Source organism: Pseudomonas fluvialis, from assembly GCF_014207935.1.
GTDB lineage: Bacteria > Pseudomonadota > Gammaproteobacteria > Pseudomonadales > Pseudomonadaceae > Aquipseudomonas > Aquipseudomonas fluvialis_A.
Map to the genome: position 1 here is coordinate 545,428 of NZ_JACHLL010000003.1, position 14,276 is coordinate 559,703.

At 61.0% G+C, this 14,276-nt stretch carries 16 protein-coding genes; 3 read left to right on the forward strand and 13 right to left on the reverse strand.

Features of this window, described 5'->3' with window-relative positions; all coding sequences use genetic code 11:
* Positions 1-2: 2 nt before the first annotated feature.
* The gene (locus HNP49_RS11540) at positions 3-548 is read left to right on the forward strand and encodes a cytochrome b (protein ID WP_184683364.1); all 546 of its coding nucleotides are present in this window, start codon (positions 3-5) and stop codon (positions 546-548) included.
* A 61-nt stretch (positions 549-609) separates the two neighbouring features.
* On the opposite strand, the gene pdxJ is transcribed toward HNP49_RS11540, so the two are convergent.
* From pdxJ to lepA, 7 genes are read right to left on the reverse strand one after another with little or no spacing between them, the layout of a single operon-like run.
* Positions 610-1,356: a pyridoxine 5'-phosphate synthase gene (gene pdxJ, locus HNP49_RS11545; protein WP_184683366.1), complete on the reverse strand. Its 747-nt coding sequence runs from the start codon at positions 1,354-1,356 to the stop codon at positions 610-612.
* A 32-nt stretch (positions 1,357-1,388) separates the two neighbouring features.
* On the reverse strand, positions 1,389-2,069 hold the full coding sequence (gene recO, locus HNP49_RS11550) for a DNA repair protein RecO (protein ID WP_184683367.1): 681 nt from the start codon (positions 2,067-2,069) through the stop codon (positions 1,389-1,391).
* A gap of 18 nt (positions 2,070-2,087) precedes the next feature.
* On the reverse strand, positions 2,088-2,990 hold the full coding sequence (era, locus tag HNP49_RS11555; RefSeq protein ID WP_184683368.1) for a GTPase Era: 903 nt from the start codon (positions 2,988-2,990) through the stop codon (positions 2,088-2,090).
* Complete coding sequence (gene rnc / locus HNP49_RS11560) at positions 2,983-3,672, reverse strand: ribonuclease III (RefSeq protein WP_184683369.1); 690 nt, start codon at positions 3,670-3,672, stop codon at positions 2,983-2,985. Before rnc ends, era begins: the two co-directional genes overlap by 8 nt.
* Positions 3,669-4,046, reverse strand: a complete 378-nt coding sequence (locus HNP49_RS11565; protein WP_184683370.1) for a DUF4845 domain-containing protein — start codon at positions 4,044-4,046, stop codon at positions 3,669-3,671. The genes rnc and HNP49_RS11565 overlap by 4 nt, the downstream gene beginning before the upstream one ends.
* Before the next feature lie 39 nt (positions 4,047-4,085).
* Complete coding sequence (gene lepB / locus HNP49_RS11570; protein WP_184683371.1) at positions 4,086-4,940, reverse strand: signal peptidase I; 855 nt, start codon at positions 4,938-4,940, stop codon at positions 4,086-4,088.
* Between the two features lie 5 nt (positions 4,941-4,945).
* Complete coding sequence (lepA, locus tag HNP49_RS11575) at positions 4,946-6,745, reverse strand: translation elongation factor 4 (RefSeq protein ID WP_184683372.1); 1,800 nt, start codon at positions 6,743-6,745, stop codon at positions 4,946-4,948.
* Positions 6,746-6,971: 226 nt separating this feature from the next.
* Between lepA and nadE the strand changes: the two genes are divergently transcribed.
* Positions 6,972-7,799, forward strand: coding sequence for an ammonia-dependent NAD(+) synthetase (gene nadE / locus HNP49_RS11580; protein WP_184683377.1), 828 nt, complete (start codon positions 6,972-6,974; stop codon positions 7,797-7,799).
* Between the two features lie 56 nt (positions 7,800-7,855).
* Here the strand turns inward: nadE and HNP49_RS11585 are convergent, their stop codons facing one another.
* The 5 genes from HNP49_RS11585 to rpoE are packed head-to-tail and all read right to left on the reverse strand — an operon-like array spanning position 7,856 to position 11,907.
* Complete coding sequence (locus tag HNP49_RS11585; protein ID WP_184683379.1) at positions 7,856-9,277, reverse strand: DegQ family serine endoprotease; 1,422 nt, start codon at positions 9,275-9,277, stop codon at positions 7,856-7,858.
* Between the two features lie 30 nt (positions 9,278-9,307).
* Positions 9,308-9,763, reverse strand: a complete 456-nt coding sequence (locus tag HNP49_RS11590) for a SoxR reducing system RseC family protein (RefSeq protein ID WP_184683381.1) — start codon at positions 9,761-9,763, stop codon at positions 9,308-9,310.
* Positions 9,760-10,689, reverse strand: a complete 930-nt coding sequence (locus HNP49_RS11595) for a MucB/RseB C-terminal domain-containing protein (RefSeq protein WP_184683383.1) — start codon at positions 10,687-10,689, stop codon at positions 9,760-9,762. The genes HNP49_RS11590 and HNP49_RS11595 overlap by 4 nt, the downstream gene beginning before the upstream one ends.
* 8 nt (positions 10,690-10,697) lie before the next feature.
* Positions 10,698-11,294, reverse strand: a complete 597-nt coding sequence (locus HNP49_RS11600; RefSeq protein ID WP_184683385.1) for an RseA family anti-sigma factor — start codon at positions 11,292-11,294, stop codon at positions 10,698-10,700.
* Between the two features lie 31 nt (positions 11,295-11,325).
* Positions 11,326-11,907, reverse strand: coding sequence for an RNA polymerase sigma factor RpoE (gene rpoE, locus HNP49_RS11605; RefSeq protein ID WP_184683387.1), 582 nt, complete (start codon positions 11,905-11,907; stop codon positions 11,326-11,328).
* Between the two features lie 305 nt (positions 11,908-12,212).
* Between rpoE and nadB the strand changes: the two genes are divergently transcribed.
* Positions 12,213-13,829 (forward strand): L-aspartate oxidase, encoded by a 1,617-nt coding sequence (gene nadB, locus HNP49_RS11610; RefSeq protein WP_184683389.1) that lies wholly within the window; start codon positions 12,213-12,215, stop codon positions 13,827-13,829.
* Here nadB and HNP49_RS11615 read toward each other — a convergent pair.
* Positions 13,798-14,250, reverse strand: a complete 453-nt coding sequence (locus HNP49_RS11615) for a protein YgfX (RefSeq protein ID WP_184683391.1) — start codon at positions 14,248-14,250, stop codon at positions 13,798-13,800. The two genes, nadB and HNP49_RS11615, sit on opposite strands and share 32 nt — an antisense overlap.
* Positions 14,251-14,276 lie beyond the last annotated feature (26 nt).

Consider the following 14,276-nt stretch of genomic DNA (forward strand, 5'->3'; position numbering starts at 1 on the left):
CGATGAGCTGGAAAAACACCGAACAGCGCTATGGCAGCCTGTCCATCGGCCTGCACTGGCTGACCCTGATCCTGATCGTGCTGGTGTACTGCACCATGGAGTTCCGCGGAATCTTTCCAAAAGGCACGCCGGAACGGGATCTGATGAAACAGGCCCACTTCATCATCGGCCTGAGCATCTTCGCGCTGACCTTCCTGCGCATTGCTGCCCGCGCCATCGCCCCAGCACCGCGCATTGTGCCCGCCATCCCACAGTGGCAAGCCATCCCGGCCAAGCTGGTCCATCTGGCCCTTTATGCCCTGATGCTTGGCGCACCGCTGGCCGGCTGGCTGATCCTCAGCGGCGAAGCCAAGCCAATCCCGCTGGGGCTGCCGGCGCTGATCGAGAAAAATCACAGCCTCGCCGAAACCGTGGAGCACTACCATGTGCTGGCCGCAGAAATCGGCTACTGGCTGATTGGCCTGCACGCAGCCGCGGCGATCTTCCACAAGCATGTGGTCAAAGACAACACGATGGAGCGCATGCTGCCGCAACGCAGCGATTCCTGAGTTTTGCCGACCATGAAAAAGCCGGGGCATGCCCCGGCTTTTTCATGCCTCACACAACGTGTCAGCGTCCACTCGCAGCAGACACAATCAGCGACTTCATCTCAGCCACCGCCTGCTTGAAACCAACGAACAGGGCATGGGCCACAATGGCATGGCCAATGTTCAGCTCGTTGATCCCGGCAATCGCCGCAACGGCCTCGGCATTGTGATAATGCAGACCATGCCCGGCATTGACGATCAGGCCATGGGCCAGGCCGCACTCCACACCGTCGCGGATGCGCGCCAGTTCGCGTGCTGCCTCAATCGGTGTCTGCGCATCAGCATAACGCCCGGTGTGCAATTCGATCGCCGGCGCACCAATGCGCGCGGCCGCTTCGATCTGACGCGGATCGGCATCAATGAACAGCGAAACCTCACAACCATGTTGGGCCAGACGCTGCACGGCATCGCGGATACGCCCCTCTTGCGCCAGCACATCCAGGCCACCCTCGGTGGTCAGTTCCTGACGGGTCTCCGGGACAAAACATGCATGCGCCGGACGAATTTCTTCGGCAAAGGCCAGCATGAACTCAGTAACACCCATCTCAAAGTTCATCCGTGTCTGCAGCACCTCACGGAGCACCCGCACGTCGCGATCCTGGATATGCCGACGATCCTCGCGCAGGTGCACCGTAATACCATCCGCCCCCGCCTCTTCAGCATCCAGCGCGGCCTTGACCGGATCAGGGTAGCGGGTACCACGAGCCTGACGCAGGGTAGCCACATGGTCGATATTGACCCCCAGCAGAATGCGATTGGCGGCAGTCACGATAAACTCCAGCGATAGTGAATAGGTTGTAATCAGGTCTTGCGGAACAACTCGCGGCTAACCAGCGGGCGCCCACCCAGATGGGGAGCCAGGGCTTGCCGCATCAAACGCTTGGCCGCGGCCAGAACTCCGGGAGTCTGCCAGTCAGCCTCATTCATGGCCAGCAGATCCGTGCCATGGAACAGTCCGGGCTGCAATTGCACGACCGGCTCAAAACCGCAATCCGCCAGCCAGCGATAAAGGCCTTGCGGCTCTATCGGCTGACCATGGCGATCCTGATCCAGGGCAAACCCGTAACCCAGCTCATCCAGCAGACGCCACTCGAAGGCACGCAGCAACGGCTCCAGCGGCCGCCCGGCGGCCAGTAGCGGCAGCGTCGCGGCATAGTGATCGAACAACAAGGGATGCGGCGCCTCTGCCGGCAGCAGGCGAATCAGTAATTCATTGAGGTACAAACCAGAAAACAAGGCATCGCCAGCCAGCAGATTGGGGACTCCGGCGGGCTCCAACCGAGCAACCGCCTTCAGCTCGCCACGCCCACGCAACTCCAGCTCCAGCGGAATGAAGGGCCTGACCAGGCTGCCTGCCTTGCCGCGCGCGCCTCGTAGCACCGCACGGCAACGCCCATGTGGCGTCAGCAGATCAACGAGCGCGCTGCTTTCCTTGTAGGCACGGCTGTGCAGCACATAGGCAGCCTGCACCTGGGCAAGCATCGGCTAGCCCCGACCGCCCTAGATGTCGGTGTAGCCCAGCGAGCGCAGGGCACGCTCATCGTCGGACCAGCCACCCTTGACCTTGACCCAGAGGTTGAGCATGACCTTGGAGTCGAACATCACCTCCATGTCCTTGCGCGCCTCCTGGCCGATGCGCTTTATCCGCTCACCCTTCTCGCCAATGATGATTTTCTTCTGACCGTCACGCTCAACCAGAATCAGCGCGTGAATGTGCAACACACGGCCCTCCTGCTTGAACTCCTCGATCTCGACCGTGATCTGGTAGGGCAACTCGGCACCGAGCTGGCGCATGATCTTCTCGCGCACCAGCTCAGCGGCGAGGAAACGGCTGGAGCGATCGGTAATCTGATCTTCAGGGAAAAAGTGCTCTCCCTCAGGCAGATGGCTAGCCACCAGATTTTCTAGGGTATCCAGATTCTGCCCATGCAGAGCGGAAATCGGCACGATTTCTGCCTTCGGCAATTGCTGCGCCAGCCATTCCAGATGGGGCAGCAACTCACTTTTGTCTTCCAGGCGATCTGCCTTGTTCACCGCAATCAGCAACGGACACTCGACGTACTGGATTCGCTCGAAGACCATCTGATCCTCGTCGGTCCAGCGTGTACGGTCGACCACGAACACCACCACGTCGACATCCTTCAGCGCCGTCGACGCACTGCGGTTCATGTAGCGGTTGAGCGCCTTGTCGTTGTTCTTGTGCATGCCGGGCGTGTCGACATAGATCGCCTGCACACCACCCTCGGTTTTAACGCCCAGCATGTTGTGCCGGGTCGTCTGCGGCTTGCGCGAGGTGATCGCCAGCTTCTGCCCGAGGATATGATTGAGCAAGGTCGACTTGCCCACATTGGGCCGACCGACGATGGCCACATAGCCGCAACGGCTGACTTCTTGCTCACTCATGACCATTCTCCACGCCCAGCGCCACAAGGGCGGCAGCGGCAGCGACCTGCTCGGCGATACGCCGACTGGCGCCGTGCCCCTGGGTCTTTTCTTTCAATAGATCGACGGCGCACTGGACAAAAAACGTCCTGCAGTGCGGTTCACCCTGGATATCCACAACTTCGTAGCACGGTAGCTCGCTGGCACGCGATTGCAGGAACTCCTGCAGCCGGGTCTTGGGATCCTTGTTGGTGTCTACCAGAGTCAGACTGTCCAGCTCCTGGGTCAGCCAGGCCACTACGCGCTCACGCGCCATATCCATGCCGGCATCCAAGTAGATGGCTCCAATCAATGCCTCCAGAGCATCGGCCAAAATCGATTCGCGGCGGAAACCACCACTTTTCAACTCCCCCGAGCCCAGACGCAGGTACTCGCCCAACTCGAAGCCTCGAGCCAGAATCGCCAGCGTCTCGCCCTTGACCAGGCGAGCGCGCAGGCGTGACAGCTGCCCCTCACGGGCCTGGGGAAAGCGCTGATACAGCGCTTCGCCGGCCACGAAATTGAGGATGGCATCGCCAAGGAACTCCAGACGCTCGTTGTTACGCCCGGCAAAACTGCGGTGGGTCAGGGCCAGGGTCAGCAGCGCCTGGTCCTGAAAGGTATAACCGAGCTGACGCTCAAGACGGCTTAAGGAATAACTCACGGCATGCGTACGCGGAATTCTTTGTCGAAACGCGCCACCAGATCGAGGTTGCCAATCATGGTTTCACGCTTCTCGTATTTCAGATGAGCAATGAACTCATCACCTTCGATACTAACCTCAAGAATATCCTTAGGGTTGGTATCACGAATGTTGTTGATCATCATGCCGTTGGCCACATGGGCGTAGAAGCCATCAATGGTGCGTATATCCCGACTCGCTTCTTTTTCTACGCCGCTGATGATTTTCTCAAACGACATGTAGTCCAGATAATGCGGCAGCATCTTGAACACCGTGCTGGCCAGAAATCCCACCACCACCAGCAACATCAACCAACCAAACAGCGACATGCCTTTCTGCGATTTCACAAGCATCATGACCAATTCCTCATCCCTTGTTGTGGTATTGAAACCAGCTTAGTGAATCAAACCGACCCGTGTGAAACCAGGCAGATTGCGCATTTTCGGGTCCGCCCAGCTCATCCAGATGGCAAAGGCCTTGCCGACGATATTGCGATCCGGGACCATGCCCAGCAACTCGGGAGCGATCTTCGGATCATTCCAGTAGCGACTGTCGTTGGAGTTGTCGCGGTTGTCGCCCATCATGAAATAGTGACCGGCAGGCACCGTCCATTCGCGATTGGGCTCAATGCGGTAGCGGCGCATTTCCTTGCGAATCAGGTGTTCAACTTCCCCCAGTTTCTCACGGTACAGCACTGCGCTACCCAAAGTTCCGGGCACTTCGCCCAGCAACTGCTCGGCAATCGGCTGGTTATTGACCAGTAGGCGCTTGTCGCTGGTATAGCGAATCTTGTCGCCGGGCAAACCGACTACACGCTTGATGTAGTTGACGCTCGGGTCGCTCGGGTAACGGAATACCATCACGTCGCCACGCAGCGGATCACCCACTTCGATGATCTTGGTATCAATCACCGGCAGGCGAATGCCATAAGCAAACTTGTTGACCAAAATGAAGTCGCCGACTTCCAGCGTGGGCTTCATCGACCCCGAAGGAATCTGAAACGGCTCGAAGAGGAACGAGCGCAGCACCAGCACGATGGCCAGCACCGGAAAGAACGACTTGCCGTATTCGACCAGCAGCGGTTCCTTGCTCAGTTGCTCAACCACTACGGCATCAGGCTCTGTCACCTGACCTTCATAGGCACTGATCGCCGCCCGCCGCCGTGGAGCCAGCGCGACGGCATCCAGCAAGGCCAGCGCACCGCACACAGCAACCGCAATGACCAACAGCAACGGGAAATTGATCGACATGACGATTAGCTATCCACCTTGAGTACTGCAAGGAAGGCTTCCTGTGGGATTTCCACACTGCCGACCTGCTTCATCCTTTTCTTACCGGCCTTCTGCTTCTCCAGCAGTTTCTTCTTACGGCTGACATCACCGCCGTAGCACTTGGCCAATACGTTCTTTCGCAGCGCCTTGACCGTGGTCCGGGCAATGATCTGACCGCCAATGGCCGCCTGAATCGCCACGTCGAACATCTGCCGCGGGATCAGCTCCTTCATCTTCTCGGTCAACGCGCGCCCTTTCTGGTGAGCGCGATCACGGTGCACGATCAGCGCTAGAGCATCGACCTTCTCACCGTTGATCATCACATCCAGACGCACCAGATTGGCCGACTGGAAGCGATCGAAGCTGTAATCCAGCGAGGCATAGCCACGACTGACCGACTTCAGCCGGTCGAAGAAGTCCATCACCACCTCGTTCATCGGCAGATCATAGGAAATCTGCACCTGGCTGCTGAGGAACTGCATGTCGCGTTGCACGCCACGCTTCTCAATACACAGGGTGATGACGTTACCCAGATGTTCCTGCGGCACCAGGATATTGGCCCGCACGATCGGCTCGCGCATATCGAGAATGCCCGCCGGATCAGGCAGCTTGGACGGGTTGTCGACGTACAACGTCTCGCCGTTCTTCATCTCGACTTCGAACACCACGGTCGGCGCGGTGGTGATCAGATCCAGGTCGTACTCGCGCTCCAGGCGCTCCTGGATGATCTCCATGTGCAGCATGCCGAGGAAGCCAATACGGAAGCCGAAGCCCAGAGCATCAGAGCTTTCCGGCTCGTACTGCAGCGCCGCATCGTTGAGCGTCAGCTTCTGCAGCGCTTCACGGAAGTCCTCGAAATCGTCGGAGCTGATCGGGAACAGACCGGCGTAGACCTGCGGTTTGACCCGCTTGAAACCTGCCAGCACCTCGACGTCGGGCGTTGAGGACAGGGTCAGGGTATCGCCTACCGGCGCGCCATGGATGTCCTTGATGCCGGCAATGATGAAGCCGACTTCGCCCGCCTTGAGATCGGCGGTTTCCGTGTGTTTCGGGGTGAAAACGCCAACACTGTCAACCTGATGGATCTTGCCGGTGGACTTGACCAGCACCTTGTCGCCCTTCTTGATGCGGCCATGACGCACGCGCACCAGAGAAACCACGCCAAGGTAGTTGTCGAACCAGGAGTCGATGATCAGGGCCTGCAGCGGCGCATCGATCTCACCGGTGGGCGCCGGGATCACCTTGACCAGTTGCTCCAGCACATCGATCACGCCCATGCCGCTCTTGGCGCTGCACGGCACAGCATCGGTGGCATCGATGCCGATGATGTGCTCAATCTCGTCCTTGACGCGATCCGGCTCAGCCTGCGGTAGGTCCATCTTGTTCAGCACCGGCATGACCTCAAGGCCCTGCTCGATGGCGGTATAGCAGTTGGCCACCGACTGAGCCTCAACGCCCTGGCCGGCATCCACAACCAGAATCGCGCCCTCACAGGCGGCCAGCGAGCGGCTGACCTCATAGGTGAAGTCCACGTGACCGGGGGTATCGATGAAATTCAGCTGGTAGGTCTTACCGTCCTGCGACGGATAGTGCAGCGTCACGCTGTGAGCCTTGATGGTGATCCCGCGCTCGCGTTCCAGATCCATGGAGTCCAGCACCTGGGCTTCCATCTCGCGATCGGACAAACCGCCACAAATCTGGATAAAACGGTCTGCCAGGGTCGACTTGCCATGGTCGATGTGGGCGATGATGGAGAAATTGCGGATATGACTCAGATCACTCACGGATCAACACTCTAGAACGGCCAAGGCGGACAGTCCGCCAAAATAGCCAGCAAGTTTACCCGAAGCCCGCCCCAGGCGTCACGCGCGCCGTCGGCCAGCCCATGCCGGGAGGCACAGGCGCAGGCATGCATCAACAGCGCAGACGGCGTAAGCTTGGCCCTCTCTTTTACCGCCCGCCAGCGCCCTGGCCTGGGCCTTTCAGGTTTTCGCTTTCGAGGAACCGAGCATGAGCAACCGCCAAGCCGAAATCGCCGCCGCACTCGACGTCGTCCCGCCCTTTGCCGATCAGACCGTACTGATCCGAGAAGTCGAGCGACGCAAGGCATTCATCAAGAGCTGCCTGCGCAACGCCGGCCTGAAAGTCCTGGTGCTCGGCATCAGCGGCGGCGTCGACTCCTCGACAGCCGGGCGCCTGGCCCAGCTGTCCATCGAGGAACTGCGCCAGGAAACGGGCGATGACGCCTACCGTTTCATTGCCGTGCGCCTGCCGCACAACGTGCAGCATGACGAAGCCGACGCCCAGGCCGCCCTGCAGTTTATCCGGGCCGACATTGAGGACTGCGTCAACATCGCCGCCAGCGTGCAGGGTCTGGTCGAGCAGGTCGATCACCTGGATCCACTCAATGCCGCGCGCCGCGATTTCGTCATTGGCAATATCAAGGCGCGCGTCCGCATGGTGGCGCAATTTGCCATCGCCAACGCCCACAACGGCCTGGTGATTGGTACCGATCACGCCGCCGAGGCGGTTATGGGTTTCTTCACCAAGTTCGGTGACGGTGCCTGCGACCTTGCTCCACTCTCAGGCCTGGTCAAAGGCCAGGTTCGCGCCATCGCCCAATACCTCGGCGCCCCCGAGCAACTGGTCTTCAAGGTCCCCACGGCCGACCTTGAAGAACTGCGCCCAGGCAAACCGGATGAAGAAGCCCACGGCGTCAGCTATGCCGAGATCGATGCCTTTCTGCATAGTCAGCCTGTCAGCGAGCACGCCTACGCCACTATCGTGCGCACCTACGACAACAGCCAGCACAAACGCCAGCTTCCGCTGGTGCCGTAATAAAATGGCGCATAACAAAAAAGGCGGCCGTAGCCGCCTTTTTTGTTGCCTGCCGATTACTCAGCCAGCTTGAAAGTAATGAAACTGGCGCGTCCCTGGCGCAGCACACGCATCGACACCGAGCGCTTGGCCGGCAGCGCCTTGGCTACCTCGGCGAACTGTTTGGCCGAGAGTACCGGCTGATTGTTCAGGTGGGTGATCACATCGCCCGGACGCAGACCAATCAGAGCGCCCGGCCCCTGCTGCACATCCTTGATCAACACACCACCGGCAAGATCCGCCGCCTGCTTCTGCTCCGCCGTCAGATCGACCACGGACACACCCAGACGATTGCTGTTGCGCTCGACGCCACTCGCCTCATCGGCCAGCAACTGATTGCCCTCATCCGGCAGACTGCCGACTTCCAGACTCACGGTCTTGCGCTCACCGTCACGCATCAGATCAAGAACAACCTTGCTGCCCGGTTTGAGCGTGCCCACCAGATGCGGCAGATCGCCAGAAACCACAATCGGCTGACCATTGGCGGTAAGAATCACATCGCCCACCAGCAAGCCACCCTGCTGAGCCGGCCCCTTATCCAGCACCTGAGCCACCAGCGCACCCGCCGGCTTGTCCAGACCGAAGGACTCGGCGAGATCCTTGTTCACTTCCTGAATCACCACGCCCAGCCAGCCACGACTGACCTTGCCACTGGCCTTGAGCTGATCGGCCACCGACAGCGCCACATCGATCGGAATGGCGAACGACACGCCCATGAAACCACCGGAGCGGGTGTAGATCTGCGAGTTGATCCCCACCACCTCACCGTCGAGATTGAACAGCGGGCCACCCGAGTTGCCCGGATTGATCGCCACATCGGTCTGGATGAAGGGCACATAGTTCTCGTTCGGCAGGCTGCGACCCTTGGCCGAAACGATACCGGCCGTCACCGAATGATCGAAGCCAAAGGGCGAACCAATGGCCAAGACCCACTCACCCACTTTCAGCTCGTCGGACTTGCCCAGTTTGAGCGTCGGCAGGTTCTTGCCCTCAACCTTGAGTAGCGCCACGTCCGTGCGCGGATCGGTACCGACCAGCTTGGCCTGCAGCTCACTGCGATCGGACAGCCGCACCATGATTTCATCGGCATCGGCGACCACATGATTGTTGGTCAGCACATAACCGTCGGCGGAAATGATGAAACCCGAGCCCAGCGATTGGGCCTCACGCTGACGACCACCCTGCCCCTTGGGCATCTGCGGCATGCCACGCTCGAAGAACTCGCGAAACATCGGTGGCAGACCTTCGAGATCGGGCATCTGGCCATTGATGACCACACCCGGCTGAGCCACCTTCTGCCGCGTACTGATATTCACCACCGCAGGCGATGCCTGCTCGACCAGCTCGGTGAAATCTGGCAGCTCGGCACGCGCCACCAGCACCTGCGACAACATCAGCAACGCCGCCAACACGGCTGAACATGATTTGAAACTTGGCATCAGTACTTCCTCGGATAAACCACAGCGGAATTACACAAGCGGGGCGGTACCGGGTAGATACGCCCGCAGTACCACCGGATGCGCCCGGCGATCATGCGCCAGACGCGAATTAACAGCACGCAGCGCCAACCAACCGGCCAGCAGCCCCGAGCCACCGGCGGCAATCACCCAAGGCTCGGCTGCACCCAGCGATTGCACCAGCCCTGCACAGAGAAAAAACAGCAGCAGCGGCAACAGGTAAACCAACAGCGCCGAACGTAGCAGCCAGTCTTCGGCGATGCCGATCACCACCTGATCGCCCACCTGCAATTGCAGGTCGCACAGTGCACGCACATGCCCATGGGAAGCGCGCACACCAATCTTGTCCATCAAACCCTGGCCGCAACCGGCGTTGGCCGAACAGCCACCACAGGTTGACTGACGCCGGGTTTCCACCCACACAGCGCCAGCCTCAAGCGCCACCACGCGGGCCTGTTCCTCGATCATGGCTGACCTCCGGGGGCGCGCATCGACAGCGCGACTCGTTCCACCGTAGCGGGCGGCACTTCGCCCAGTACGGTGACCATGAACTGGCCCTGCGGCGTACTGTGCTGCCGCGAGTTGATCGCCGTCGGCCCGGCCTGACTATGGGCATCACCGGCCTGGGCCTCGCGCAATGGCTCGATGAACACCGAAATCGAGGCAAGGCCGTCGCCATACACCTGAGTCAACAGCTCCTGATCACCCAACGGGCTGGCACGCCGCCAGGTCGCCAGGGCAACGAAGCCGGGCGGCAACCAGTCGGCACGCCACACCTGCGCATCACGGGCAGCCGCCAGTGGCTCGATGTCGCGGCAATCTGCGGCAGCCTGCAACTGCTCGTCAGCCGGCGCCTGCAGCTGTATCTCGGTAAACTGCAGACGCTCCAACAACTGTCCTTGCGACCCCAGCAACAGCGAGCGCAACGGCAAACCGGTCTGACGGTCGAGCGACAGCTGCATGGCATAGCGATGAGGGTCGCGCGGCACCAAGGCCAGCTCCTCGACCTCACGCCCGGCGATGCGGTTGCTGCCGAGCAAACGCGGCTGGTAATGGGCGCTGAGCGCCTGAGCATCCAAATGAGTCAGCATCTGCTGGCGCTGAGGCAGCTGCAGCTCATCCGCAGAACCCGTCATGCACAGCAATCGACCATTCTCACTCAGGCTTTCGCGCGGCATCCCGTCAAGCTGGAGAAGACGTTCTCTCAACTGCCCGTCAAACGCGCGACGCCATAACTGATGAGCGACGAAACTGCCCTGACGCTCATAGACAAAAGTGCCCTGATAACTCTGCGAGGCCTGCGCCTGAATCATCCGCGCCAGACGATCCTCAGCTTCATCGGCCCAGAGCAGCGGCGCGCTCAACAGACCGAGCAATCCCAGCCACGTACGCATGATGCCCCTTAGCGCCCGTCCACACTGGCACCACGCGCATAGGGCAAGGTGCCGTCGGCGGCAGCCGAACCGCCCTGCTGGGCATGCTGCTGCAGGTAATGCGGATAGCGCTGGCGCAACCATGCCGAATCATTGCCCGGAGCTGCCGCGCTGCGCGGTGCCAGCTGCGGCGACTCGCTGTAGCCGGCCAGAATCGCCGGCCCCTGCGTTTGCGGCTGGGTCACCTGCAAAGGCGCCGTCTGTTGAGCCAGCTGTGCGCCGGCCAGTTCATCCTGGTTGTACAGGCGCACACCACCTAGCACAGCTACAGTCACCGACGCCGCCACGGCCAGTCTCGCCCAACCGCTGGTCCAGCGGGAAGCCTGGGGGGCTGGCGTTATGCCAAGTGCAGGCTCATGAGCCAGCGCCGCACTGACTGCCGCGGCCACGCTGAAGTTCGGCAGCACCGCTTCGCGATGCAGGGCGGCGCGGGCCAGTTGATAGCGCGACCAACTGGCATGCAGCTCACCGCCAGCCTCGGCCGCCAAAATACGACGGACTTCCAGCTCATCGGCTTCGTTATCCATCAAGGCCGATAACGATTCCTGCAGGGCTTCACGACTCATGGCAGCTCCTTTCACGGCTGACACCGTTGGCTCAGGCGTCCTGCAGCAGCGGCTGCAGGGCTTTATCAATGGCTTCACGCGCACGGAAAATGCGCGAGCGAACCGTACCCACCGGACACTGCATGACAGTGGCAATGTCCTCGTAACTCAAGCCGTCGAACTCGCGCAGACTCAAGGCCGTGCGCAAATCATCCGGCAACTGCTGCAGGGTGCGATGCACCGTGCTTTCGATCTCGTCACGCAACAACAGGCGCTCGGGCGACTCATTGTCCTTGAGCGCATGATCACCCTCGAAGAACTCGGCATCCTCGGCACTGATGTCGCTATCCGGCGGCCGACGGCCGCGGGACACCAAGTAGTTCTTCGCCGTGTTGATGGCGATCCGGTACAGCCAGGTATAAAACGCACTGTCACCGCGAAAATTCGCCAGCGCCCGGTAGGCCTTGATGAACGCCTCCTGGGCGACATCCTGAGCTTCCTGGGGATCGTGCACAAAGCGCACGACCAGCCCGAGAATCCGGTGCTGATACTTCAATACCAACAGATCAAAGGCTCGCTTGTCGCCACGCTGCACGCGCTCAACCAGCTGCTGATCCTGTTCCTGGGTCAACATGCACACTCCTCGTACAACCCGAGGAAGCCTGCCGAACACCGCCGAAACATCTTGCAAAGATAGACAGGGGTACCGCGCAAAAGTTCTCTCCTTGGGTCACCTGTTTGCATCATTGCCTGCAATCAGGTTCCGGCAGTCACTTCGCTGCCGGCAAAAATGATCTTGCTTCCGCTCATGCCGAGGGATGACAAGGCTATGGAACCCGGCGCCACGGGAAAGTTCCCGGGCAAGGCACCGGCATACATCAAGCTATTGTGCCGCCCACCCCCTCTATATACTAGGGTCTGCCCCCGCGGATGCAGTCCATGAGCCAACACTTCCAACACGACGTTCTGATCATCGGTAGCGGTGCTGCCGGCCTGACCCTGGCTCTGACGCTGCCCGAACAATTGCGTATCGCCGTGCTGAGCAAAGGCGAGCTGGCCAATGGCTCGACCTACTGGGCGCAGGGCGGTGTCGCGGCGGTTCTGGACGAAAGCGACACGGTGGAGTCGCACGTTGCCGACACCCTGAATGCCGGGGCCGGTCTGTGCCGTGAAGACGCCGTGCGCTTTACCGTAGAAAACAGCCGCGAAGCCATCCAGTGGCTGATCGACCAGAACGTGCCATTCACCCGCGAAGACGAGCAGGCTCGCGAGGATGGTGGCTTCGCGTTTCACCTGACCCGCGAAGGCGGCCACAGCCATCGCCGCATCATCCACGCGGCCGACGCCACCGGCGCAGCGATCTTTACCACCCTGCTGGACAAGGCCCGCCAGCGCCGCAACATCGAGCTGCTGGAACAGCGCGTGGCGGTGGACCTGATCACCGAGCGCAAGCTCGGCCTGGCGGGTAACCGCTGCCTCGGCGCCTACGTGCTCAACCGTGCCAGCGGTGAAGTCGATACCCACAGCGCCCGCTTCGTCATCCTCGCCACCGGCGGCGCTGCCAAGGTCTATCTGTACACCAGCAACTCCGACGGTGCCTGCGGCGATGGCATCGCCATGGCCTGGCGCGCTGGTTGCCGGGTCGGCAACCTGGAGTTCAACCAGTTTCACCCGACCTGCCTGTATCACCCGCAGGCCAAGAACTTTCTGATCACCGAGGCGGTACGCGGCGAAGGCGGCCTGCTCAAACTGCCCAATGGCGAGCGCTTCATGCAGCGTTTCGACAGCCGTGGCGAGCTGGCCCCACGCGACATCGTCGCCCGCGCCATCGACCATGAGATGAAACGCCTGGGGATTGACTGCGTCTATCTCGACATCAGCCACAAACCGGCCGAGTTCGTGAAGTCGCACTTCCCCACCGTCTACGAGCGCTGCCTCAGTTTCGGCATCGACATTACCCGTCAGGCCATTCCGGTGGTGCCGGCTGCGCACTACACCTGCGGCGGCGTGGTCGTCGACCAGCACGGCCGTACCGACGTACCTGGCCTGTACGCCATCGGCGAGACCAGCTTCACCGGCCTGCATGGCGCCAACCGCCTGGCCAGCAACTCATTGCTGGAGTGCTTCGTCTATGCCCGCTCGGCTGCGGCCGACATCATCGCGCAACTGGATCAGATCAGCCCCACCGACAGCCTGCCGAGCTGGGACGCTAGCCAGGTCACCGACTCCGACGAAGACGTGATCATTGCGCACAACTGGGATGAGCTGCGGCGCTTCATGTGGGACTACGTCGGCATCGTGCGCACCAACAAGCGCCTGCAGCGCGCTCAGCACCGCGTGCGCCTGCTACTCAGCGAAATCGACGAGTTTTACAGCAACTACAAGGTCAGTCGCGATCTGATCGAACTGCGCAACCTGGCGCTGGTCGCCGAACTGATGATCCGCTCGGCCATGCAGCGCCACGAAAGCCGCGGCCTGCACTACACCCTGGATTACCCCGAGGTGCTCGGCGAAGCCCGCGATACTATTCTGGTGCCGCCCATCTACGGCGACTGAATTTCAGGCGCACCCGCAGACGTCGATGCTGTGCCGCGGGCAAGGCATCACAGGCGATGCACAGCCCGCGACGCCAGCGCTGATCCTTGAGGCGAAACTGCAAGAAGATTGCCGACGGCAACGCCAGGCTATCGGGATAGAGCTGAGCCGCCTGCCAGCCGTCACGCTCGCTATAGAGCTGCCAGCCGTCGGCATCATGACGCAGGCCGCTGGTAGCACCGGCATGCCGCATCAGCAGCTGACGCGGCAGCACCCACGTGGTGTGAAGCAGCAACAGCATGAGCAGAATGACCTGCCAGCGACCTGGCAACTCCGCCAGCATTATGGACAAGGATGCCAGGGCGGCGACCAGCAGATAGCCTCCGAGCAACAGCCGCGAAGGGCGCCAGTGGCATTCGAAGGGTTCAATCATCGACGTCATCGCCCGGCCCTCCCAGGCCGCTGGCG

What these genes read in the sequence shown, in the direction of transcription:
- HNP49_RS11540 (WP_184683364.1), top strand. Translation starts at nt 3, where the DNA reads ATGAGCTGGAAAAACACCGAACAGCGCTATGGCAGCCTGTCCATCGGC.
- recO (WP_184683367.1), bottom strand. Translation starts at nt 2,069, where the DNA reads ATGCTTGCCCAGGTGCAGGCTGCCTATGTGCTGCACAGCCGTGCCTAC.
- era (WP_184683368.1), bottom strand. Translation starts at nt 2,990, where the DNA reads ATGAGTGAGCAAGAAGTCAGCCGTTGCGGCTATGTGGCCATCGTCGGT.
- HNP49_RS11565 (WP_184683370.1), bottom strand. Translation starts at nt 4,046, where the DNA reads ATGATGCTTGTGAAATCGCAGAAAGGCATGTCGCTGTTTGGTTGGTTG.
- lepB (WP_184683371.1), bottom strand. Translation starts at nt 4,940, where the DNA reads ATGTCGATCAATTTCCCGTTGCTGTTGGTCATTGCGGTTGCTGTGTGC.
- nadE (WP_184683377.1), top strand. Translation starts at nt 6,972, where the DNA reads ATGAGCAACCGCCAAGCCGAAATCGCCGCCGCACTCGACGTCGTCCCG.
- HNP49_RS11585 (WP_184683379.1), bottom strand. Translation starts at nt 9,277, where the DNA reads ATGCCAAGTTTCAAATCATGTTCAGCCGTGTTGGCGGCGTTGCTGATG.
- HNP49_RS11590 (WP_184683381.1), bottom strand. Translation starts at nt 9,763, where the DNA reads ATGATCGAGGAACAGGCCCGCGTGGTGGCGCTTGAGGCTGGCGCTGTG.
- HNP49_RS11595 (WP_184683383.1), bottom strand. Translation starts at nt 10,689, where the DNA reads ATGCGTACGTGGCTGGGATTGCTCGGTCTGTTGAGCGCGCCGCTGCTC.
- HNP49_RS11600 (WP_184683385.1), bottom strand. Translation starts at nt 11,294, where the DNA reads ATGAGTCGTGAAGCCCTGCAGGAATCGTTATCGGCCTTGATGGATAAC.
- rpoE (WP_184683387.1), bottom strand. Translation starts at nt 11,907, where the DNA reads ATGTTGACCCAGGAACAGGATCAGCAGCTGGTTGAGCGCGTGCAGCGT.
- nadB (WP_184683389.1), top strand. Translation starts at nt 12,213, where the DNA reads ATGAGCCAACACTTCCAACACGACGTTCTGATCATCGGTAGCGGTGCT.
- HNP49_RS11615 (WP_184683391.1), bottom strand. Translation starts at nt 14,250, where the DNA reads ATGACGTCGATGATTGAACCCTTCGAATGCCACTGGCGCCCTTCGCGG.